Genomic DNA, 21740 nt, shown 5'->3' with positions numbered 1-21740 from the left:
GTGATGGCCGGCACAGCCGCCCCGCCCGGTACAGCGGGTACAGCCTGCTGCGCAAGCGCAGAACCCGCCCCGCAGCACAGCGCCACAGCCACAAACAGGGCCCGATAACGGGCGCTGCCTGCAAAACCGGCGCGACCAAAAGCCAGGGACGCCGAGCAAGAGCCGCCTCGCGGCGAGGGCGTCGTCCCCCCCGCGAAGCGAGAGGGGGAAGCGGCGAAGCCGCTCAGGGGGCTATCACTCTTTTTCATCGAGTTCTTCCTGCGTCAACATGTTCTTGGGGCCCAGCAGCGCATAGAGCACGGGCAGCAGCACCAGGGCCACCAGGGGCAGCACCACCATGCCGCCCACGATCACGGAGGCGAAGGGCTTTTGCGTCTCGCTGCCCACGCCCGTGGACAGCGCCATGGGCAGCAGGCCCAGCAGCGCCAGCAGCGCCACGAGCACGATGGAGCGCATGCGCTCGGCAGCGCCCTCGACCAGGGCCTGCATCATGGGCATGCCTTGCCGTCGCAGCTCCTCCACGGCCGAGATCACCAGCAGCCCGGCCAGCGCCACCTGCCCCAGCAAGGCAATGAAGCCGATGGCCGCGCTGATGGACAGCTCGATGCCCGCCAAGTGCAGGGCCGCGATGCCGCCCACCATGGTGAAGGGCGCGCACAGCAAGATGATGCCGGCGCTGCGCGCCTGGCCCAGCGCGCCGAACAGCAGGGCGTAGACGATGATCAGCGACAGCGGCACCACGATCTTCAGGCGCGCGGCCGCGCGCTGCTGGTTCTCCCACTCGCCACCCCAGACGGCCTGGTAGCCCTCGGGGATCTTCACGTTCTTCTTGAACGTGGCCAGCGTGTCCTTGACCACGGAGCCGATGTCACGGCCTTCCACGTTGAACTTGAGCGCCATGTAGCGCGCATTGCCTTCGCGGAAGATGGAGGAGTTGCCGATCTTGATGGCCACCTGGCCCACGGAGTGCAGCGGCACCGAGCCGCCCGCAGCGCCATTGGGCAGGGGGATGGCGATGTTGCGGATGCGTTCCTCATCCATGCGGTCCACGTAGGGCAGGCGCACGCGCACGGGCACGGGGTACTCGCCTTCCCACAGCGTGGTGGAGATGTTGCCGGCCAGCGCCGCCTCCAGCGTCTTTTGCGCGGTCTCCATGGCAATGCCCTGGCGCGCCAGCGCCTGGCGGTCGAACTCCACGTGCACCTGGGGCGCAGGCGCGTCGCGGTACAGGCCCAGGTCGACCACGCCGTCGATGTCCTTCACCAGGTCCACGGTCTGCTGCAGGATGGAGCGCAGCTGCGGAATGTCGGGGCCGAAGACCTTGAGCACCACCTGGCCGCGCGCGCCGGACGTCGATTCCTCCACGCTGTCGCGGATGGGCTGGGCGAAGTTGAACGACACGCCCGGAATCTCGCTGAGCGTGGCGCGCATCTGCTCGATGAGCTGGGGCTTGGTCAGGCCCTTGCGCCATTCGCCGTGGCCCTTCAGGCGCACCAGCACCTTGGCCAGGTTCAGCGTCTCGTTGTCGGTGCCGGACTCGGGACGGCCCTGCTCGGTGGTGACGGTGATGACCTCGGGGAAGGTCTTCAGGCGCAGGCGCACGTCGCGCAGCACTTCCTGGCCCTTTTCCAGCGAGATCGATGCCGGCATCTGCACCAGCACGTAGGCGTCGCCTTCATCGAGCTCGGGCAGGAATTCCGTGCCCAGCCAGGCGGCCGACAGGCCGGCCGCCACCAGGATGGCCAGCGAGGCGACCACCACCATGACACGGCGCCGCCCGGCGCCCAGCAGGCTGCCGATCCAGTGCTGGTAGCCGTGGTGCGCGCGGTCGAAGATCTTGGGCTCTTCCACCATCACGTGCTGGGGCTTGAGGAACAGCGCGCACAGCGCCGGCACCAGGCCCATGGCGAAGACCAGGGCACCCAGCAGCGCGAAGCTGTAGGTCATGGCCAGCGGACGGAAGATGCGGCCCTCGATGCTTTCCAGCGAGAACACGGGGATCAGCGCCGCGATCACGATGGCCATGGCGAACAGCGTGGGCTTGGCCACGGCCACGGCCGAGTCGATGATGATGTGGCGCATGTCCGCCTGCGTCTGCGGCTTGCGCAGGCGGGCGTTGCGGATGATGTTCTCGGCCAGCACCACGGCGCCGTCCACCATGATGCCGAAGTCGATGGCGCCCATGGAGATCAGGTTGGCCGGCATGCCCAGCAGGTGCAGGCCGATGAAGGCCACCAGCAGCGACAGCGGGATCACCGTGGCCACGATCAGCGAGCCGCGCAGGCTGCGCAGGAACAGCCACAGCACGCCCACGATCAGCGTGGCGCCGAACAGCAGGTTGTGCTGCACCGTGCCCAGCGTGTGGCCGACCAGATCGGAGCGGTCGTAGTTGGTCTCCATGTGCATGCCCTCGGGCAGGCCGCCGTCATTGAGCGCGGCCACCTTGGCATGGATCTGGTCCAGCACCACCGAGGGGTTCTCGCCGCGCTTGAGCAGCACGATGCCCTGGACCACGTCGTCGGCATCGTCCATGCCCACCGAACCCTGGCGCGGCGTGTGCGACTGCACCACGCGCGCCACGTCGCCAATGGTCACGGGCGCGCTGCCGCGCATGGCCACGACCACGCCCTGGATCTCCTGCGGCGTGCGCAGCAGGCCGATGCCGCGGATGATCAGCGACTGCTCGCCGCGGCGCATCAGGCCGCCGCCCACGTTGCGGTTGGACTTGGACAGGGCATCGCTCACGTCTTCCAGCGACAGGCCCAGCGCATACAGCTTCTCGGGATCGACCTCGACGTGGTACTCCTTGACGAAGCCGCCGATGCTGACCACGTCGGCCACGCCCTGCACCTGCTTGAGCACGCGCACCACGCGCCATTCCTGCTCGGTGCGCAGCTGCGCCAGCGTGTGGCGGTCGCTCTTCAGGCGGTAGTAGAAGATCTTGCCCAGCGGCGTGTAGTCGGGCGCCATCTCGGGCGTGACGCCGTCGGGCAGATTGGCCTGGGGCAGGCGCTGCGACACCTCGGCGCGCGCATGGAAGCTGTCGGCCTCGTCATTGAAGACGAGGTTGATCATGGCCAGGCCGAAGTAGCTCTCCGAGCGCAGCGACACCAGGCCCGGCGTGCCGTTGAGCTCGCGCTCCAGCGGCTGGGTGATCTGGCGCTCCACCTCCTCGGGGGCCAGGCCCGGCGCCTGGGCAATCACGCCCACCTGCACATTGGTCACATCGGGATAGGCCTCGATGGCCGTGTGCAGGTACGAATACACGCCATAGATGGCGATGATCAGGGTGGCGCACAGGGCGACGAGCCGCCGGTGCACCACAAACGCTATCAGGGAACGCAGCATTGATGGGACTCCTTGCCGCGATCAGAGCAGCTGGCTGGCTGCGCCGTCGAGCAGCAGGCCACCGCGCACGACGATCTTCTCACCCGACTTCAGGCCCGACACCACGGGCACCATGCCGCGCGAGGGCCGGCCCAGTACCACGGTGCGGGCCTCGAACTGCAGCTCGCCGGTCTGCACGAAGACGATGCTGCGGCTTTCATCCTTGATGAGCACGGCCGTCACGGGGATCAGCATCTCGTGCTCGTTGGAGACCTGCAGGCCCACGCGCGCCTGCATGCCGGAACGCAGCACGGGGTTTTGCGCATCGAGCTGCACGATGACGGAGGCGCGGCGCGATTCCTTGTCCAGCGTGGCGCCCAGGTGGCGCACCGTGCCGGTCAGGGGCTTGGGCAGCTGCGGCACATCGACCTGCACGGCACTGCCCAGGCGGATGCCGGGCAGATCGCTTTCGAAGACATCGGCCACCACGTTCATGGCGGCGGGATCGCCGATCAGGAACAGCTCGCCGCTGGGCTCGACCGAGGCGCCGACCACGGCCTTGCGCTCGGCCACCACGCCGGCGCGCGGCGCACGCAGCACCAGCCGGTCGCCGCCGCCTTGCCCCAGCAGCGCCGACGTGCCCTGGGCACGCGCCAGCTCCTGGGCCGACTCGCGCAGCTTGGCCTGGGCCGCGCGCAGATCCACCTCCACGCCCACGCCCTTGTCCACCATGGTCTGCTGGCGCCGCACTTCCACGGTGGCCACGTCATGCGCGCTGCGGGCAGCTTCCACCTCGTAGCGCACGCGCAGCGCCTCGGGGCTGACCAGGGTGGCCAGCTCGTCGCCGGCCTTGACGATGTCGCCCACGTGGGCACGCACGGACACCACGCGCGCGGCCAGCGGCACCGAGACGGTGGCCACGCGGTCCTCGGCAAAGGTCACGCGCGCCGGCGCCCAGGCCATCTGCGTGCCCTGCGGATCGGCCACCGCGGCGATGTCCAGCATCTTCAGCGACTCGGGCTTGACCCGCACCACGCCGGCGGGCGCGGGCGCCTGCGCGGCAGGCTCGTTCTGTGCCGATGCCTTGGATGCATCGCAGCCCGCCACAAGGCAGGCCACGGCGATGACGGCGCATGCCGAGGCCGCCGGAAACCGGGCTGCCGTGGGCAGGCCCGCAAGTGTCTTGATCATTCTTGCCCCTTCAATCCATGCCTGGAGCGCAGGGACTGCAGCGAGCCGACCCTTGTCTCCTGAGATGAAACAGATGCTAGAAAACGCATCTTCCGGCGTGCGTGAAGCCTTCATTACCGTTTGGTAAGGCACTCGCATGCCCTGGGCTCGCCCCCGGGACCTGTCCCCGGCGGGGATGGTCTGTGCCTTTGGCGGACTTTTGCGAGATCCGGCGCGGTCCGCGGCGCACAGCCTGCGCGGTCCCGGACCTGCCGCCTGGCGTGGGACCCAGGCCAGGCCGCAGCGGCGGCAGACCTGTGGATATCCCGGGGAAAAATGCGCCCTGCAAAGCCAGAGATCTGCACAGGCCCTGTTTTCCACAGTGGTGACAACTTCCACCACCTTCTGCAAATTGCAGCAAACCTGAATCCTCGAAAAATTCGTTGCAAATCAACGATGAATCGCGACAATTACTCAATCAATCCACAGGCATGCCAACAGCATGCACACAAGATTGACCACAGGCCGCACACCCTGGCAGCTGTGGGCAAGACTGTGGATGCAGCCACGCGCACAGCCATCAACGGCCATGGGAACAATCCAGGAACAGCCGGTGGACAGATGTCCATCCCGGCCACCGATACCCACCTGTACGCACATGCGATTGGCGGGTGCAGTGATCCATATGACGTGCAGCTTGTAGGCTGTACGGCATACGAAAAACGCGCTTTGTGCGCTGTATTCCATAAGATTTCGCATCTTATTTAATACATATCACTGTACGAATCCTTATAAACAGACGGACCAAAGTGATCCATCTGTTCGAAATACGCCGAAATGCATGAAAAAAAATGGGCTGACCAAGCCCTGAAATCCTTCGATGACGTGGTCGGAGCCATCCCGGGGTTCCGAAATCGTGAGGGGCAGCGAAAAATGGCGGCCCAGGTCGCGCAGACCTTGAGCCAGGCCCAGCTGGGAAAAATCGATGAGGGCGCGCCGGAGCCCACCCGGTCCATTGCCGTGGTGCAGGCCGGAACGGGGGTGGGCAAATCGCTGGCGTACAGCATTCCCGCCATTTCGATGGCGCTGGCGCGCGGCACCCGGGTGCTGATTTCCACGGCCACCGTGGCGCTGCAGGAACAGCTGGTAAACAAGGATCTGCCCGCGCTGGCCCAGCAGCTGGAGCAGCCTTTCAAGTTCGCGCTGGCCAAGGGCCGGGGCCGCTTTGTCTGCAAACTGAAGCTGGAGCGGCTGGCCAGCACTGGCGAGGCCCAGGACGAGGATCTGGACGATCTGTTCGCCGAGGAAAAGGCCCAGGCCCAAAGCCGCGTGGCACGCCCGGCCCTGGAGCTGGAGGCGCGCATGCAGTTCTACAAAAGCATGGCCAACGCGCTGGCCAGCCAGGCCTGGGACGGCGACCGCGACTCGCTGGAAACCCCGCCCGAGGCCGAGGCCTGGAGCCCCGTGGCGGCCGAATCCTCGTCCTGCACGGGCAAGCACTGCCCGGCCTTCAGCAACTGCGTCTACTACGAGCGCCGCAAGGACCTGGTGGCCGCCCAGGTCATCGTGGCCAACCACGATCTGCTGCTGTCCTCCCTGGGCGCGCGGCTGCTGCCCGAGCTGGACAACTGCCTTCTGGTGCTGGACGAAGCCCACCATCTGCCCGCCACGGCGCTGGGCCAGTTCGCCGGCGAGATGGACCTGAGCCGCCTGGGCTGGATAGACAAGCTGACCAGCCGCGCCCTGCGCGTGAATACCCTGGTCGAAGTGGAGGAACTGGCCGACCTGCCCAGCCATGCAAGCCAGCTGCGCCAGCAGCTGCAGGAACTGGCGCGCCTGGTGATGGAGCTGTACGGCGATACGCTCAAGTCACAAAAGGACAGCTGGGGGCCGGCCCGGGTGCGCGTGCCGCGCGGCATGCTGCCCGAGCCCCTGCTGGAGCCGCTGGGCAGGGCGGCCCACCATGCCAACAGCTTTCTGGACGCGCTGCGCGCCATCTCCAAGGCGCTGCGCGCCGCCATCAAGGACAATCCAGAGGAAGCACGCAGGCTGTCTACAGCTTATGCACAGGTTGGCGCACTGGCACCCCGCCTGGAATCCGTCTATGACACGGCCCAGTTGCTGATGCAGCAGCCGGCGCAGGATGACGACAGTAGCCGCGTGCCCAATGCCAAATGGTTCACGTTGGAGACAGATGGCGAGTACATCGTGGTCAAGGCCCATGCCAGCCCCATCCTGCCCGGCGCCACGCTGCGCCATCACCTGTGGTCCCAGGTGCGCGGCGCGGTGCTCACGTCGGCCACCTTGACCAGCTGTGGACAATTCGACTTCTTCCTGCGCGAGGCCGGCCTGCACGACGATGCGGCCGTGACCACGCTGGAAGTGCCCAGCCCCTTCGACTACGCGCGCCAGGGCACCCTGGTGGCGCGCGAGACCGTGGCCGACCCCAAAGAGGCCGCCCGCTTCACCCAGGAGATGGTGGACGCGCTGCTGGGCGACCTGTCCCACGTGCAGGCCGGCGCCCTGGTGCTGTTCACATCGCGCGAGCAGATGCGCCTGGCGGTGGATGCGCTGTCCACGGCCATGCGCTCGCAGGTGCTGGTGCAGACGGCCATGCCCCGCGCCCTGCTGCTGGCCCGCCACCGCGATGCCGTGGAGATGGGCGAGCCCTCCATCATCTTCGGCATGCAGTCCTTCGGCGAGGGCCTGGACCTGCCCGGCGCGCTGTGCGAGTCCCTGTTCATCACCAAGCTGCCCTTTGCCCCGCCCGATGACCCCGTGGGCGAGGCCCGCGCCGAATGGCTGCGCAGCAGCGGCCGCAACCCCTTCAACGAACTCGTGGTGCCGGCCACGGCGATACGGCTGGCCCAGTGGGTGGGCCGCGCCATCCGCACCGAGGAAGACCAGGCCCATGTCTACTGCTATGACCGGCGCCTGGTGAACACCAGCTATGGCCAGCAGCTGCTCAAGGGCCTGCCGCCCTTTGCCCTGCAGCGCCGCCCGGCACGCTGAGACGAAAGCTGTGGAAAGAACGGGGAAACCAGCCCCTCTCCGTTTCATCCACCTTCCCCCATCCACACAAGCCCTTGATTTCAGGCAATTTTCCTGAAAACCATCCTCCCGATTGCCCACAGGCCATTTGCACACAGCCTGTGGGCAACTTCACTCCACGGGATCCGTTCATGCATGCGGCGCCCGGCAACAGGTTCAAAGGACCTGCGCGTCCTCGCAGGCCACACCTGCCGACCACCCCCGTAGATCACGGCCCACAGGCCATCAGGCGGCCCCAGGAAGCGCTTTGGCGCCCCTGCAGGGGTCCTGGCATCTGCCTGGTGTTTGCGCTGTCTGCGGGCCGTTGGAGAGACGGCCTGATTCCCATCCTTTCTCCCTGCAGTGCTGCAGCCATCACTTTTCGTGATTGCCCTTGCCAGTGCTGGATCAGCTGCTCCTGATTCGGATGCACAGGCCGCTTGCAGGGCCCAGATCAAGGATTGAATTTTTTTGAATGAACAACGGCGGCCTCTGGCGTGTCCGCATGTGCCCGTGCGAGAGACGCCGTTTCCTCGAAGTTTTCCCTGGTTGTTCACAGCCTGGCGTGAAAAAGGCCGTCGTTCACCTGCATGCCAACCGGGTGACGGGTGACGTCTTGTCTTCATGAGCAAGGCCATCGCCCAGGAGTCTTGCGGATTTTTTGCAGACAGGCGCGCCAATTTCGCTGGAGCGCAGTCCTTCTTTGCACATGCCTGGCTCCAGCCAAGCTCACGCGTCTGTTTTTTTGGCAAACCTGGCTGCCTTGGCTTCCCGGCGTGACTTCGCCTTTGGTTGTTCTTTGATCTTCTTATAAAGAATAGTCGTAGTAGTAGAGGCATGATATCTCTGTGGATAACTGCCATTACCTTAAAAAAAACAAGGATATAGCGTACTGAAAAACATGTGGTCAACGCCCTGTTCCCGGTGTCTTGCCAACGGGGATAGATTGCATGTCACGGATTTTTCTGTGGATAACTTGAAAGTTGATCATCTTCTATCCACAGTTTTGCATGACAGGCTTTTTTTGTGATGTTTTCTCGTAAGTTATTGATTTAAAAGAAATTTAAGCGTTTACCACTCAGAAGGCAGACCTGTGATGCATGGATGAACACAGGGTCTGACCATGCTGTGATCTTTTGACAAGCAGCTTTTCCTGGGCAAGAGGGCTGCTTTTTTTGTCCAGATCGGCGTTCGTGCTGTGAAAAACCGAGCTCGGCTGTTATTCCTATTTCTTCTATTTTTTAATTAGTAGTAGTAGTAAGTGAAGCGCTTAATTGTTGATAACTGATTTTTCACATGGAAAATCAATAAGTTATGAGTATGCAAACCCTGTGGTGGATGCTGCCTTGCAGCTGCACCCGTTTTGGGAACAACTTTCCGCGATGCATCCATCGTGTGGATAAGCATGGATTTACAAGGTTTTTATACCCAGGTTTTTCCACAGGCCTGCAGCGGGCAAAAAAAAGACCACCTCGCGGGTGGTCGGGGCTGGGCTGCAGCGATGGTCAGAAATGGTGGGCGTAGCGCAGCTGCAGGAAGTTTTCGCCGGGGTTGGGCTTCTTGATGCCAGCGTTGGAATGGTGCTCCAGCCTCAGCACCAGTTCATGCTGGCCTTGGTTGCCAAACAGGTAGCCCACGCCGATATGGGTGGCGAAGTTGTAGCGGGTCGGGAATTCCTTCTCGTCCGTGACGTAGCGCCGGTTCAGTGCCCAGCTCAGACCCACGCCGGTTTCTGCAAACCAGGGCGACTGTCCGTTGCTGCCACGCCAGCGCAGCGTGGGATTGATGCCCACCACCCAGGTGCTGCGGTGGCTGCCTTCCAGGGGGGCGGACCATCGCGCGCCCCAGATATCCCAGTAGCCGCTGAGCTGGCCGCCCCACAGCGCATGGCGCCAGTTGCGCCAGGGCACGGTAACGCCCAGGGTCCAGCTGTCGGCGCTGCGCTCGGCCGCGCCATATTGCAGGTACAGGGAAGGGGTGGATTCCGGCGCCAAGGATTGCGCCTGGGTCGCCATCGGCAGGACAGCGCCTGCGCAGGCCAGCATCACGGTCGCTGCCAGGCGTGCTGGCGGATGGATGCGTGCCTTGGCGAGGCGCTGGTAGCTGGATGGCGTCGTTTGAATGATTTTGAGGGCCATGATCTTCTCCGGGGGCGGCACACGTTGCTGTGCCTGTAACACTCTAGGGAGGCTGGTGAAGACCGGGGCGTCAGCAAAAAAGCCCTTGCACTGTCGGTCGCCCGACAAGGCGTCCGTGCAAGGGCTGGCTCAAGCAATCCGGCTGCCCGCCGGTGGCAGGCAGGCCAGGCTGGCGCTTACTGGGCAGGTGCCGGGGCAGGGCGGGCCTGGCCGCTCTTGTGGTCATGGCGCGGGCCGTGGCCCATGCCGTGGTGGCCAGGGTGTCCCTTGTGCAGCGTGGCGGCATCGAAGGTCTTTTGCTGGTTGGCGTCCAGCTGGGCGTAGAAGGCCTTGGTGGCTTCGCCGCGGCGATCGGCATCGGCCGCGCGCTGGGCGCGCATTTCACGCATCTTGTCGATGCGCTGGGGCGTGGTCAGCTTGGCGAAGTCCTCGCGCTCCATGCGCTGGGGACGCTCGCCGGGCTTGAAGGTGGCCGCATAGGTGTTCCATGCGGTCTCCTGGGGCGGCGTGAGCTTGAGGTCGGCCTTGAGCTTGGCGATGCGCTGCAGCATGTGTTCGCGGCGCTCGCCGGGCTTGTGCATGGGACGTTCGGGCTTGGGCGTGGTGGCTGCAGCCGGTGCTGCCGGCGCGGCGGTCTGGGCGTACGAGGGCAGGGCGAACGATGCCAGCAAGGCGGTGGCAGCTGCGGCGCTGGCGAGGGTGCGGCGGAAGGTGGTGGTCATTCCAAAATCCTTTCTGGAGAGGGTGACTGAAGGCCGCCGTCAAGGCACTTGGCGGGCCCTGTGCAGCGGATGGTTGAAGTGTGGTCGTCCGATGTATCGGGGCCGTGAGGTTTTGCGCAGGGCTTGTAAAGAATTGACAAGCTTGTGCAGCGCTGTCTGGCGCCAGGCATGCACAATGGCCGGGCGGGGCGCCAAGGCATGGCGCCCCTGCTGTTTTTTCTGTTTTCTCCCTCTGGATGGAGGCGGCGCAGCCCGGTGTTGCACACCCTCTTGCGGCACGGCCGCAGTCCGTCCGAGCAAAGGTTCGCTATGTTCAAAAACATGATCGTCTATCGCATTGCCGAGAGCTGGCAGGGCGATTTGCAGCAGCTTGAAGAAGCCCTGAGCAAGAGCCCGTTTGCCGAGTGCGGCGCCACGCAGGAGCGCAGCGCCGGCTGGGTGCCGCCGCGCGGTGAGCCCCATGGCCCGCTGGCCGAGTCCGTGGCCAATCAGTGGGTGATGCGCTTCATGACCGAGGCCAAGATGCTGCCGGCCAGCGTGCTCAACCGCCGCGTCAACGAGAAGGCCGCCCACATCGAGGCCACCGAAGGCCGCAAGCCCGGCAAGAAGGAAAAGAAGGAACTCAAGGACGAGGCCAAGCTGGACCTGCTGCCCATGGCCTTCACCAAGCAGGGCGCCATGTGGGTCTGGCTGGACCCGCAGGCCCGCACCCTGGTGCTGGACACCGGCAGCCAGGCGCGCGCCGACGAGGTGGTCAGCTCGCTGGTGGAGGGCCTCACAGGCTTTGCGCTGGCCCTGGTCGATACGCAGACCAGCGCACAGGCCGCCATGGCGCACTGGCTGACCACGCAGGAAAGCCCGGCCGGCTTTTCGATTGACCGTGAATGCGAGCTCAAGGCCGCCGACGAATCCAAGGCCGTGGTGCGCTATGCGCGCCATCCGCTGGACATCGACGAGGTGCGCCAGCACATCGAGCACGGCAAGCTGCCCACACGCCTGGCGCTGACCTGGGACGACCGCGTGAGCTTTGTGCTGACCGAGGGTCTGCAGATCCGCAAGATCGCGCTGCTCGATGCCGTGATGGAAGGCCAGTCGCAGGACGACGGCGGCTTCGATGCCGACGTGGCGATTGCCACGGGCGAGCTGTCCAGGCTCATCCCCGATCTGATCGAGGCGTTGGGCGGGGAAGGGCGCACGGGCCTGGGCCAGGATCTTCCCGCATCGCTGCAGACGCCTGCTGCCCACGCTCCCGCGACGGCACCGCGCGCAGCGGCATCGGGCCGTGGAGCGCTGACGGGGCCGGCCACGGCACCCGTGGACACGGCGCCTGAAGAAGCGCCGTTCTGAGCCAGCAGCAAGGCACCCGGGCCGGCAATGTTTCATGTGAAACATCGCCGCGCCCCAGGGCGCTCAGACCCTTTCGAAGATGGCTGCGATGCCCTGGCCGCCGCCTATGCACATGGTCACCAGCGCATAGCGGCCGCCCGTGCGCTGCAGTTCGGCGATGGCCTTGGTGGTGATGATGGCGCCCGTGGCGCCGACCGGGTGGCCCAGCGAGATGCCCGAGCCGTTGGGATTGACCTTGGCCGGGTCCAGCGCCAGTTGCTGGATCACGGCGCAGGCCTGGGCCGCAAAGGCCTCGTTGGCCTCGATGACGTCCATGTCTGCAATCTTCAGGCCCGTGCGCTGCAGCACCTTCTGCGTAGCCGGCACGGGGCCTATGCCCATGTAGGCGGGGTCCACGCCGGCATGGGCGTAGCCGACCAGGCGCGCCAGCGGCTTCAGTCCCAGGGCAGCCACGCGATCGCCTGCGGCCAGTGCCACGGCGGCGGCACCGTCGTTGATGCCCGAGGCATTGCCCGCCGTCACGGTGCCGCCTTCCTTGCGGAAGGCCGGCTTCATGGCGCTGAGCACTTCGATGGTGGTGGCCGCGCGCACATGCTCGTCGGTGTCGAATACCACGACGCCCTTGCGCGTAGCGATTTCCACGGGAACGATCTGCTCCTTGAAGTGGCCGGCCGCGATGGCAGCGGCCGCGCGCTGGTGGCTGGCCGCTGCCAGTTCATCCTGCATTTCGCGGCTGATGTGGTAGCGCTCGGCCACGTTCTCGGCCGTGATGCCCATGTGCATCTTCTGCCAGGGATCGTGCAGGATGCCCAGCATGTAGTCGATGCTCTTGGCGTCGCCCATGCGCGCGCCCCAGCGCGCGGCCTGGTCGAAGTAGGGGCCGCGGCTCATGGACTCGCTGCCGCCGCCGATGGCCACGTCGCAATCGCCCAGCGCAATGGCCTGGGCGGCAGAGACGATGGCCTGCAGGCCGGAGCCGCACAGCCGGTTGACGTTGAAGGCCGGCGTCTCGATGGGGCAGCCCGCATCGATGGCGGCCACGCGCGAGAGGTAGGCGTCCTTGGTATCGGTGGGGATCACATTGCCCATGACCACGTGGCCGACGGCGTCGGGCGCCAGGCCCGCGCGCTCCATGGCCGCCTTGACGGCCGTGGTGGCCAGCTGGGTGTTGGGTACGTCCTTGAGGCTGCCGCCGAAGGTGCCGATGGCGGTGCGCGCAGTGCCGACGACGAAGACGTCGCGTGGGGTCATGGTGAAGCTCCTCGAAGCGATGAACACGGGGGATGGAGTGCATTGTGCCGGGCAGGCGGCAGGCAGCGCAGCCGCCTCGGCGTCAGTTCCGGGCGCAGGTCAACGTCCCTCGAATTGCGGCGCCTGCCTGGCGTGGAACGCCGCAATGCCGCGCGGCAGGTCGGCCGTGCGCGCACAGGCATCGAAGGCGCAGGCCTCGGCCGCCAGCTGCTCGCGCAGGCTGCGGTCCAGGCCCGCGCGCATGAGGCGGCGCATATGGCCCAGCGCCACCGTGGGGCCGGCGGCCAGGCGCTCGGCCAGCTGCTGCACGGCGGCGTCGAGTTCGGCGGGCGGCAGGACGCGGTTGATGAGGCCCAGGCGCAGCGCCTCGGCACAGTCCAGGGTCTCGCCCAGCATGGCGATCTCCAGCGCGTTGCGCAGGCCCACGATGCGCGGCAGCGCCCAGGAGGCTCCCACGTCGCAGCTGGCGCCCAGGTTGATGTAGGCCAGGTTGAAGCGTGTGCCCTCGGCCGCGTAGACGAAGTCGGCCTGCAGCATCAGCGACAGGCCTGCGCCTGCCGCCGCGCCATGCACCTTGGCGATGACGGGCGCATCGAGCTGGCCCAGCAGCACCACGGCCTCGTTGAGCGGCGCCAGCAGCTCGGCCGCGCCGCGCACGGGGTCGGCGGCCAGCGTGTCCAGGTCACCGCCCGCCATGAAGGCGCGGCCCGCGCCTTCCAGCACCACGCAGCGCAGCGCGCGGTCCTGGGCCAGGGCGCGCACGGCGTCGCGCAGCGCCAGTGCCATGGGCACGTCGATGGCATTGAGGGCGGCGGGGCGGTGGAAGGTCAGCGTGGCGATGGCGCCTTCGCGCTGCAGCCGCAGCGGGGTGTCTTGCGTATCGGTCATGGGAGGCTCAGTGGTACAGGGCGTCGATTTCGGCGGCGTAGGTCTTGTAGATGGAAGAACGGCGCACCTTCATCGTGGCCGTGACTTCGCCGTCGTCGTGGTCCAGCTCCTTGGTCAGCAGATGGAAGCGCCGCACATGCGAGACCTGGGCCAGGCGCGCATTGCCCTGCGCGATCTCGGCCTCGATGAGCGCGCGCACCTCGGGCATCTCGGCCAGGGAGCGGAAATGCGTGAAGGCAATGCGCCGCGCCTGGGCCCATTGGCCCACGGTCTCGTAGTCGATCTGCACCAGCGCGCCCACGAACTTGCGGCCCTCGGCCACGACGATGCACTCCTTGATGAAGGGGCTGGCCTTCATGGTGTTCTCGATCTCCGAGGGCGTGAGGTTCTTGCCGCCGGCGGTGATCATGATGTCCTTGAGGCGGTCCACGATGCGCAGCTGGCCGCCCTGCACGCGCACCACGTCGCCCGTGTGCAGCCAGCCGTCCTGGATGCTTTGCGCCGTGGCCTCGGGGTTCTTGTAGTAGCCCGCGAAGACCATGTCGCCCTTGATCTGCAGTTCGCCGCTGTCGTCACCCTCGTGGCCCGCGCTGCTGCCGAGGCTGGCAATGCGCCATTGCACGCCTTCGGTGGCCACGCCCACGCTGCCCACGGACACGTCGTCCAGCCGGTGGCCCGTGACCATGCCCGTGGATTCGGTCAGGCCGTAGACCTCGATCAGCGGCACGCCCAGCGTGCGGAAAAAACGCACCACGTCGGGTGGTATGGGCGCGGCGCCCGTGAGTGCCACGCGCGCCTCGCGCAGGCCGATGAAGTTCTGCAGTGCGCGCAGCACGCTCCAGTAGCTGGCGGCCCAGGTGAGGTGTTCGGCCAGGCTCCATTGCCTGCGGGGCTTTTCGGCCAGCGGCGCGCAGGCCGCCATGGCACGCCGGTAGAGCGTGCGGCGCAGCGGCCCGGTCTCCTGCATCTTGATGCTGATGGCCGCATGCAGCTTTTCCCAGATGCGCGGCACGCCCAGGAACATGTTGGGCGCGACTTCGCGCAGGTCTTCCTGCACCGTGCGGATGGACTCGCCGAAGTGCACCTGCGAGCCCAGGTAGACCGGCACGAAGCTGGTCAGCATCTGCTCGGCCACGTGGCACAGCGGCAGGTAGGACAGGTGGCGCGTGCCGCCATCCAGCCCCAGCCGCTCGGCAATGCCGGGCACCACGCCGCGGATGTTGCGGTAGGTGATCATGGCGCCCTTGGGCTTGCCGGTGGAGCCCGAGGTGTAGATCATCAGCCCCACGTCATCCAGCGTCTGGCGTGCCAGCGCCTGTTCGATGGGGGCGCGGCTGGCGGCCTGGGCGCCCAGGCGCTCGACCTCGTCGAAGGTGGTGATCAGGGCGCGCAGCTCGGGCGCAAGGCTGCGCAGGCCCTTGGTCTCCATGACGATGATTTTCTGCAGCTGCGGCAGCTCGGGCAGGGCGGCCAGCAGCTTGTCGGTCTGCTCCTGGTCCTCGCACACCATGATGGCGATGTCCGCGTGTCCGGCCACGTAGGCGACCTCGGGCGTGGGACTGGTGGGGTAGACGCCCACGGTGATGGCGCCGATCAGGCCCGCGCCCATCTGGGCCAGCACCCACTCGATGCGGTTCTCGGAGATCACGCCCATGTGGCCGCCTGGCGGCAGGCCCAGCTGCGCCAGGCCCAGCCCGAAGTGGCTGGCACGCTCGTGGTAGCGCGCCCAGCTGGTGGGCTTCCAGATGCCGAAGTCCTTTTGCCGTATGGCCACGCGCCGGGCATCGCTGCGCGCGCGTTCGGCCAGCATCTGGGGCAGGGTGAGTTCGGGAAGGTTCTTCATATCAATGACCCATCGCGCTGCCTGTGACACTGGCGTGCCCCCACACGGGAGCACCGAGGAAGGGCCGCCCCGCACCGAGGGTGCTGTCCCCCTCCCTCGCGAAGCGGGAGAGAGGGGGAAGGCGCGAAGCGACTCAGGGGGTGCTTCATGACAACCAGCGCTTGCGGCGCTTGTAGTGCTTCAGGTCGCGAAAACTTTTTGCCTCGCCGCCACCACCCATGCCCAGGTAGAACTCGCGCACGTCGGCATCCTGGGCCAGGCGTTCGGCCGGGCCGTCGATGACGATCTTTCCGTTCTCCATGATGTAGCCGCTGTGCGCCACGGCCAGGGCCACGGTGGCGTTCTGCTCGACCAGCAGCATGGAGGTGCCGCGCTCGGCATTGATGCGCGCGATGATGGTGAAGATGTCCTCCACCAGCTTGGGCGCCAGGCCCAGCGAGGGCTCGTCCAGCAGCATGAGCTGGGGCTCGGCGATCAGCGCGCGGCCAATGGCCAGCATCTGCTGCTCGCCGCCCGACAGGTAGCCGGCCAGGCCTTTGCGTCGCTCATGCAGGCGCGGGAAGTAGCTGTAGACCAGGTCGAAGTCGGGCTTGACTTGATGGCGGCCCGTGAGCGCGTAGGTCGCGGCCACGAGGTTTTCCTCCACCGTGAGGTCCTCGAACACGCGCCGGCCCTCCATCACATGCGACAGCCCCAGGCGCACCAGCTGCTGGGGCGCGTACTGCGCGGTGGACTGGCCGTTGTAGCGCACGCTGCCGCTGGCCAGCAGGCCGTCCTCCAGCGCCAGCAGTCCGGAGACGGCCTTGAGCGTGGTGCTCTTGCCCGCGCCGTTGCTGCCCAGCAGCGCCACGATCTGGCCGCGCGGCACGGCCAGCGACAGGCCCCGCAGGGCCTGCACGACCTTGTTGTAGATGACCTCGATGTTGTTGATTTCGAGGACCTTGTCCGTGGGCTGCTCGGTCATGTGCGGGCGTCTGTTCGGACGACGGTCAAAGTGCGATCCAGTCGGACGCAGGCAGCATCTTCTGCGCCTTCATGTCCGCCTTGTAGACGCGGCCCACGGGGATGGAATTGCCCTTGATGGTGATGGGCACGCCGATCAGTCCGCCCGTGTCGAAGTCCTTGATGGAGTTGAGCGCTGCCTTGAGGTTGGGGCCGGTGAGCGGCTTGCCCGCGTCCAGGCAACGCCTGGCCGATTCCACGAACAGCATGGCCGCCAGAAAGCCCTGGATATAGGCCGTGCTCTGGTACTCGGGGCGCAGCGCGCGGATCTTGTCCAGCATGGGCGCCTTGGCCGAGGTGTCGTAGTAGTAGCGGTAGGGCATGACGCCCATGAAGCCGTCGCCGGCCTCGCCCATCTTCATGACGGTGGAGCTGTCCATGGTCCAGAAGGTGCCCATCCATCGGCTGGTCATGCCCATCTGCTTGCCCTGCTGGATGAACTCGGGAATGGGCGCGAGGATGTAGCCGTGGAAGATGGTGTAGTCGGGCGCGGCGCGGCGCAGCTTGATGACTTCGGTGGACACGTCCACGCTGCCGGGCGGCGTCATCAGCTTGGCCACCATGTTCAGGCCCAGCTTCTTGGCGGCCGCCTCGCTGGCCTCGATGGGGTCGCGGCCGAATTCGGAGTCGGAGTAGACGAAGGCCACCTTGGCGCCCGGCTTTTCCTTGGCGACGTGCTTGAGCAGGATGCCGAACATCTCCGTGTAGTCGGGTCCCACGAGGAACTGGTTCGGGTACTTGGCCGGGTTGTTGAGCTCGGTGGCGAAGGAGGCGCCCGCCATGAGGATGGCGCCGTTGCGGTCCAGCTCCGGGTTGATGGTCTTGGAAAAGCCCGTGGAGTCTCCGTAGTAGAGATTGACCTTGTTCTGGCTGGTGATCTTCTTGAACGCGGCCACCGAGACATCGACCTTGTAGCCCGTGTCCTCGGGCACGTAGCGGACCTTGCGGCCCTTGATGCCGCCGGCCTCGTTGACCATCTTCACGTAGTCGCCCATGCCGGCATTGATGCCCACGCCCGCGAAGGCGAACACGCCCGTCATGGGGATGGAGCCGCCGATCACGATGTCTTCGCCGCCAGCCTGGGCGCGGGCGGCCAGCGGTGCGGCCAGGCTGGCGCCGGCCGCCAGCAGCAGGCTGCGGCGGCGCGAGGAGGTCGGGTGTTGCTGCATTGCTTGTCTCCTTTTGCTTGTCGTGCGCGGCGCCGCCTCAATTGCGGAAGGGCCACAGGTGGAAGAAGCGGCGCAGGCGCCGCCACATTTGTGCGAGCCCCTGCGGCTCGAAGACCAGAAAGACGATGATCAGCAGCCCGAACACCATGGTGCGCACGGGCGACAGGAAGACGGTGAGCTCGGAGCCGCCGGGCAGCAGGTCCACGATGAGCTTGAGCAGCTCCGGCACCATGGTCATGAAGACCGCGCCCAGGATGGAGCCCAGGATGGAGCCCATGCCGCCGACGATGATGGCCGCCAGAAAGAAGATGGACATCAAGAGCGGAAAGCTCTCAGGCGTGACCACGCGGAAGAAGTACGCCCACAGCCCGCCCGCCACGCCCGCGTAGAACGAGGACAGCCCGAACGACAGCAGCTTGTAGCGCAGCAGCGGTATGCCCAGCACCTCGGCCGAGATGTCGCGGTCGCGGATGGCGATGAAGGCGCGGCCTGTGCGCGTGCGAAACAGGTTGGCCGCGCCCAGCAGCATCAGCAGCGTGACCGGCACGATCACCCAGTACAGCCGGAACGACGTATCCAGCGCCACGCCGAACACCGTGGCCGGCTGCAGCGTCAGGCCGGCCGTGCCGCCCGTGAGCCTGAGGTTGGCGAACAGGAAGTGCGCGATGAACGAGGCCGCGATGGTGGCAATCGCCAGGTACAGGCCCTTGACGCGCAGCGAGGGCAGGCCCACCACGATGCCGCCCAGCATGGCCACGAAGCCGCCCGCCAGCAGGTTGAACAGCACGGGCGTGCCCCAGCGCGCCTGCACGATGGCCACCGTGTAGGCGCCCAGTCCCATGAAGGCAGCCTGGCCCAGGCTCACCAGGCCCGTGTAGCCCGTGAGGATGTTCAGCCCCGTGGCGCTGGCCACGTTGATGCTGACCAGGCAGGCCAGGTACAGCCAGTAGTCGCTGGCCATGAAGGGGAACAGCAGCAGCAGCGCGCCGGCCACGGCCAGCCAGATGCGTTGCGTGCGGGAGTCGAACAGCGCCGCGTCGGCGATGTAGCTTTCCTTGAGGGTGCCTATGCGCATGCTGCCGTCCTTGCGAAACTGTCTAGAGCCGCTCGATCTCGTGCGTGCCGAACAGGCCGTAGGGCCTGAGCATCAGCACCACGACCAGCACGATGAAGGTGGCCAGCAGCTTGTATTCGCCGCCCAGGTAGGCGCCGGCCAGCGCCTCCACCAGGCCGATGAACAGGCCGCCGACCAGTGCGCCCAGCACGCTGTCCAGCCCGCCCACGATGACGACCACCAGCACCGACAGGCCGAACACGCCCATGCTCGACGAGATGCCGCCGATGGAGCCGACGATGATTCCCGACACGGCGGCGATCATGGCCGACACCGCCCACGCCAGCGAGAACACGCGCGGCACGTTGATGCCCACCGAATAGGCCGCTGCCTGGTCGCTGGCCGTGGCGCGCAGGGCCACGCCGCCACGCCAGTAGCGGAACACCAGCAGCACGGCCGCGATGAAGACCACGGCCACGGCTGCGCCCCAGGCCACCTTGGGCGCGAGAAAGGCCTCGCCGATCATCACGGGCTGCGTGGGCATGAACTCGGGCAGGCGGCGCTGGTCGGCCGTCCAGATCAGCTCCACCAGGCCCACCAGCACCGAGGCCAGGCCCACGGTGACCATGAACACCGAGATCGGCGGCTCGCCCAGCAGCGGCCGGATCATCGTGCGCTCGATCAGCGCGCCCAGCAGCCCCGTGCCCAGCACGGCGGCGGGAATGGCCAGCCACAGCGGCAGCGCGAACATGGCCGCGAAGGTGAAGAACAGGTAGGCGCCCACCATCAGCAGCTCGCCGATGGCGATGTTGACCACGCGCGTGGCCTTGTAGACCACCACGAAGGCCAGCGCGGCCAGCGCATACAGGCCGCCGCCGGCCAGGCCCGTGAGGGCGATCTCGAACAGGTAGGCCCAGTCCATCATGCGGCCCTCTGTGCCATGGCGGGCAGGTGCTCGGTGGACGCTGGCCGTTCGGCTGCGCCGCGCAGCCGCTGGCGCAGCTCGCCCACGTCGCCCGCGCCCAGGTAGGCCCGGTTCACCTCGGGATCGGCCTGCACAAGGGCGGGCGTGCCCTGGGCGATGACCTGGCCGAAGTTGAGCACCACCACATGGTCGGACAGGTCCATGACCATGCCCATGTCGTGCTCCACCATGAGCACGGTCACGCCCCATTCGGCGCGCACGTCGAGGATGAAGCGCGCCATGTCCTCGGTCTCCTCGCGGTTCATGCCGGCCACGGGCTCGTCCAGCATCAGGATGCGCGGCTGCATGGCCAGGGCGCGCGCCATCTCCACGCGCTTTTGCAGCCCGTACGACAGGGCGGCCACGGGCGCATGACGGATGTGGTCTATCTCCAGGAAATCGATGATGCGCTCCTCGATGTCGCGGCGCAGCTCGGCCTCTTCGCGGCGAGCGCGGCCCAGGTAGAGCAGGGCGTCGAGCACGTTGGTGCGCAGGTGGGCGTGGCGGCCCAGCTTGATGTTGTCCAGCACCGTCATGCCCCGGAACAGCGCAATGTTCTGGAAGCTGCGCCCCAGGCCCAGCCGCGCACGGCGCGGCGCCGGCATGCGCGTGATGTCCTCGCCCTGGAAGCGGATGGAGCCGCCCGTGGGCCGGTAAAAGCCCGAGATGGTGTTGAACAGCGACGTCTTGCCCGCGCCGTTGGGGCCGATCACCGCCGTGATCGAGCCGGGCTGCACATCGAAGCCCACGCCCGACAGCGCCTTCACGCCGCCAAAGGCGAGCGTGACGCCATCGACCTGCAGCAAGGGGGCGGGCGGGCCGCCGTCGGGGTGTGTCTCCATGGCTGTCTCGTGCGTTGGTTCGTCGAGCCGGGCAGGAGCCTACTGATGCGTAGGCTGTTTACTTTGGAGTAGATTCTGGTTGTCGCCCACCGCATGCAGCATCGGTGATTTCCCCGGTGCGACCGCCGCCATGAAGCCATCGAGCCCTGAAACCAAGACCCGACCCAGCCCCGGAACCCGCGCCCGCAAAGGCCGTGCGGCGCCCGCCGTGGACTCGCCCTGGAGCGGCACGCCCGACCGCGAGCAGCAGCGCGAGGCCAAGCGCCAGGCCGTGCTGCAGGCCGCCGCGCAGCTGTTCAACGAGCGCGGTTTCTCCGCCACCTCGCTGGACGACATCGCCGCGCGGCTGGGCGTGAGCAAGCCCACGCTGTACTACTACGTCAAGAACAAGGACGAGATCCTGCTGCAGTGCGTGAACCAGGGCCTGGCCATGACGCTGGAAGGCATCGAGGCCTCGCGCCGCGCAGGTGGCCAAGCCGTGGACCAGCTGCGCGCCTGCATGCAGGTCTATGCGCGCATCGTCACCATGGACTTCGGCATGTGCCTGATCCGTGTCGGCGACGAACAGGTCCCCCCCGACAGCCGCCGCGAACTGCGCCGCCAGAAGGCCGCCATAGACCAGGCCTTCCGGCGCCTGGTGGCCGCTGGCGTGCAGGAGGGCTCCCTGGCCCCCTGCGACCCCAAGATGACGGCCTTCGTGATTGCTGGCGCGCTCAGCTGGATAGGCCGCTGGTACCAGCCCGGCGGCCAGTACTCGGCCGAGGAAGTGGCGCAGCAGTGCATTGATACCTTGATGGGGGGGGTGTTGCGCAGGGCGGAGCCTGCTCGGCGCGCGGCCTCCGCAAAGCGCGCGGCAAACCCTTCCAAGGATTGAGCCGAAGCCGCACATGCCCGCAGAGCTTTGGTTCTATAGAGGTGTTTCCAAGAGCCTAAAAGAGCCTCCGGCAATTTTGGGGCGCTTTATAAGTCGTTGTGGTTAAACAGTTTTTCGCA

The 21740-nt window shown here is 66.6% G+C and carries 15 protein-coding genes; 3 read left to right on the top strand and 12 right to left on the bottom strand.

All coding sequences use genetic code 11. The annotated features are described in order from the left end of the window. Positions 1-234: 234 nt before the first annotated feature. Both HFGMBDPB_RS13955 and HFGMBDPB_RS13950 read right to left on the bottom strand, forming a co-directional pair. On the bottom strand, positions 235-3348 hold the full coding sequence (locus tag HFGMBDPB_RS13955; RefSeq protein WP_016447267.1) for an efflux RND transporter permease subunit: 3114 nt from the start codon (positions 3346-3348) through the stop codon (positions 235-237). Positions 3349-3369: 21 nt separating this feature from the next. After that, positions 3370-4518: an efflux RND transporter periplasmic adaptor subunit gene (locus HFGMBDPB_RS13950; protein WP_016454185.1), complete on the bottom strand. Its 1149-nt coding sequence runs from the start codon at positions 4516-4518 to the stop codon at positions 3370-3372. 816 nt (positions 4519-5334) lie between these two features. Here HFGMBDPB_RS13950 and dinG point away from each other — a divergent pair. Next, positions 5335-7509: an ATP-dependent DNA helicase DinG gene (gene dinG, locus HFGMBDPB_RS13945; RefSeq protein ID WP_083281183.1), complete on the top strand. Its 2175-nt coding sequence runs from the start codon at positions 5335-5337 to the stop codon at positions 7507-7509. Positions 7510-9032: 1523 nt separating this feature from the next. On the opposite strand, the gene HFGMBDPB_RS13940 is transcribed toward dinG, so the two are convergent. Both HFGMBDPB_RS13940 and HFGMBDPB_RS13935 read right to left on the bottom strand, forming a co-directional pair. Beyond that, complete coding sequence (locus tag HFGMBDPB_RS13940) at positions 9033-9665, bottom strand: acyloxyacyl hydrolase (RefSeq protein WP_046984862.1); 633 nt, start codon at positions 9663-9665, stop codon at positions 9033-9035. A 176-nt stretch (positions 9666-9841) separates the two neighbouring features. Continuing rightward, positions 9842-10387, bottom strand: coding sequence for a Spy/CpxP family protein refolding chaperone (locus tag HFGMBDPB_RS13935; protein ID WP_212645608.1), 546 nt, complete (start codon positions 10385-10387; stop codon positions 9842-9844). Positions 10388-10696: 309 nt separating this feature from the next. On the opposite strand from HFGMBDPB_RS13935, the gene HFGMBDPB_RS13930 reads away from it, so the two are divergent. After that, complete coding sequence (locus HFGMBDPB_RS13930; RefSeq protein ID WP_212645607.1) at positions 10697-11734, top strand: recombination-associated protein RdgC; 1038 nt, start codon at positions 10697-10699, stop codon at positions 11732-11734. A 63-nt stretch (positions 11735-11797) separates the two neighbouring features. Here HFGMBDPB_RS13930 and HFGMBDPB_RS13925 read toward each other — a convergent pair whose 3' ends face one another. The 8 genes from HFGMBDPB_RS13925 to HFGMBDPB_RS13890 all read right to left on the bottom strand — a co-directional run bounded on the left by HFGMBDPB_RS13925 (position 11798) and on the right by HFGMBDPB_RS13890 (position 20747). Beyond that, on the bottom strand, positions 11798-12985 hold the full coding sequence (locus HFGMBDPB_RS13925) for an acetyl-CoA C-acyltransferase family protein (RefSeq protein ID WP_016447274.1): 1188 nt from the start codon (positions 12983-12985) through the stop codon (positions 11798-11800). Between the two features lie 99 nt (positions 12986-13084). After that, the gene (locus HFGMBDPB_RS13920; RefSeq protein ID WP_212645606.1) at positions 13085-13873 is read right to left on the bottom strand and encodes an enoyl-CoA hydratase/isomerase family protein; all 789 of its coding nucleotides are present in this window, start codon (positions 13871-13873) and stop codon (positions 13085-13087) included. Between the two features lie 7 nt (positions 13874-13880). Continuing rightward, positions 13881-15716, bottom strand: coding sequence for an AMP-dependent synthetase/ligase (locus tag HFGMBDPB_RS13915; RefSeq protein WP_212645605.1), 1836 nt, complete (start codon positions 15714-15716; stop codon positions 13881-13883). 145 nt (positions 15717-15861) lie between these two features. Continuing rightward, positions 15862-16680: an ABC transporter ATP-binding protein gene (locus HFGMBDPB_RS13910; protein ID WP_016447277.1), complete on the bottom strand. Its 819-nt coding sequence runs from the start codon at positions 16678-16680 to the stop codon at positions 15862-15864. Between the two features lie 25 nt (positions 16681-16705). After that, positions 16706-17887 carry an ABC transporter substrate-binding protein gene (locus HFGMBDPB_RS13905; protein ID WP_212645604.1) on the bottom strand — a complete coding sequence of 394 codons (1182 nt, stop codon included), beginning with the start codon at positions 17885-17887 and terminating at the stop codon, positions 16706-16708. 37 nt (positions 17888-17924) lie between these two features. Beyond that, positions 17925-18962: a branched-chain amino acid ABC transporter permease gene (locus HFGMBDPB_RS13900; protein ID WP_034365427.1), complete on the bottom strand. Its 1038-nt coding sequence runs from the start codon at positions 18960-18962 to the stop codon at positions 17925-17927. A gap of 22 nt (positions 18963-18984) precedes the next feature. Continuing rightward, positions 18985-19866, bottom strand: coding sequence for a branched-chain amino acid ABC transporter permease (locus HFGMBDPB_RS13895; protein WP_017406956.1), 882 nt, complete (start codon positions 19864-19866; stop codon positions 18985-18987). After that, entirely contained in the window at positions 19863-20747 is an 885-nt protein-coding gene (locus HFGMBDPB_RS13890) for an ABC transporter ATP-binding protein (protein ID WP_047217533.1), read from the bottom strand. Before HFGMBDPB_RS13890 ends, HFGMBDPB_RS13895 begins: the two co-directional genes overlap by 4 nt. A 130-nt stretch (positions 20748-20877) precedes the next feature. Between HFGMBDPB_RS13890 and HFGMBDPB_RS13885 the strand changes: the two genes are divergently transcribed. Continuing rightward, positions 20878-21621 carry a TetR/AcrR family transcriptional regulator gene (locus tag HFGMBDPB_RS13885; RefSeq protein ID WP_016452290.1) on the top strand — a complete coding sequence of 248 codons (744 nt, stop codon included), beginning with the start codon at positions 20878-20880 and terminating at the stop codon, positions 21619-21621. Positions 21622-21740: the final 119 nt, after the last annotated feature.

The sequence above is a fragment of the Delftia sp. PE138 genome (assembly GCF_018320755.1).
GTDB lineage: Bacteria > Pseudomonadota > Gammaproteobacteria > Burkholderiales > Burkholderiaceae_C > Comamonas > Comamonas tsuruhatensis.
The sequence above is the reverse complement of the archived record's forward strand: the minus strand, read 5'-3'. Positions and strand labels throughout refer to the sequence as shown.

Excerpts from the sequence above, each read along its gene's own strand:
- HFGMBDPB_RS13930 (WP_212645607.1), top strand. The coding sequence starts at position 10,697 with ATGTTCAAAAACATGATCGTCTATCGCATTGCCGAGAGCTGGCAGGGC.
- HFGMBDPB_RS13925 (WP_016447274.1), bottom strand. The coding sequence starts at position 12,985 with ATGACCCCACGCGACGTCTTCGTCGTCGGCACTGCGCGCACCGCCATC.
- HFGMBDPB_RS13905 (WP_212645604.1), bottom strand. The coding sequence starts at position 17,887 with ATGCAGCAACACCCGACCTCCTCGCGCCGCCGCAGCCTGCTGCTGGCG.
- HFGMBDPB_RS13890 (WP_047217533.1), bottom strand. The coding sequence starts at position 20,747 with ATGGAGACACACCCCGACGGCGGCCCGCCCGCCCCCTTGCTGCAGGTC.
- HFGMBDPB_RS13920 (WP_212645606.1), bottom strand. The coding sequence starts at position 13,873 with ATGACCGATACGCAAGACACCCCGCTGCGGCTGCAGCGCGAAGGCGCC.
- HFGMBDPB_RS13950 (WP_016454185.1), bottom strand. The coding sequence starts at position 4,518 with ATGATCAAGACACTTGCGGGCCTGCCCACGGCAGCCCGGTTTCCGGCG.
- HFGMBDPB_RS13885 (WP_016452290.1), top strand. The coding sequence starts at position 20,878 with ATGAAGCCATCGAGCCCTGAAACCAAGACCCGACCCAGCCCCGGAACC.
- HFGMBDPB_RS13915 (WP_212645605.1), bottom strand. The coding sequence starts at position 15,716 with ATGAAGAACCTTCCCGAACTCACCCTGCCCCAGATGCTGGCCGAACGC.
- HFGMBDPB_RS13910 (WP_016447277.1), bottom strand. The coding sequence starts at position 16,680 with ATGACCGAGCAGCCCACGGACAAGGTCCTCGAAATCAACAACATCGAG.
- HFGMBDPB_RS13900 (WP_034365427.1), bottom strand. The coding sequence starts at position 18,962 with ATGCGCATAGGCACCCTCAAGGAAAGCTACATCGCCGACGCGGCGCTG.
- dinG (WP_083281183.1), top strand. The coding sequence starts at position 5,335 with ATGCATGAAAAAAAATGGGCTGACCAAGCCCTGAAATCCTTCGATGAC.
- HFGMBDPB_RS13940 (WP_046984862.1), bottom strand. The coding sequence starts at position 9,665 with ATGGCCCTCAAAATCATTCAAACGACGCCATCCAGCTACCAGCGCCTC.
- HFGMBDPB_RS13895 (WP_017406956.1), bottom strand. The coding sequence starts at position 19,866 with ATGATGGACTGGGCCTACCTGTTCGAGATCGCCCTCACGGGCCTGGCC.
- HFGMBDPB_RS13935 (WP_212645608.1), bottom strand. The coding sequence starts at position 10,387 with ATGACCACCACCTTCCGCCGCACCCTCGCCAGCGCCGCAGCTGCCACC.
- HFGMBDPB_RS13955 (WP_016447267.1), bottom strand. The coding sequence starts at position 3,348 with ATGCTGCGTTCCCTGATAGCGTTTGTGGTGCACCGGCGGCTCGTCGCC.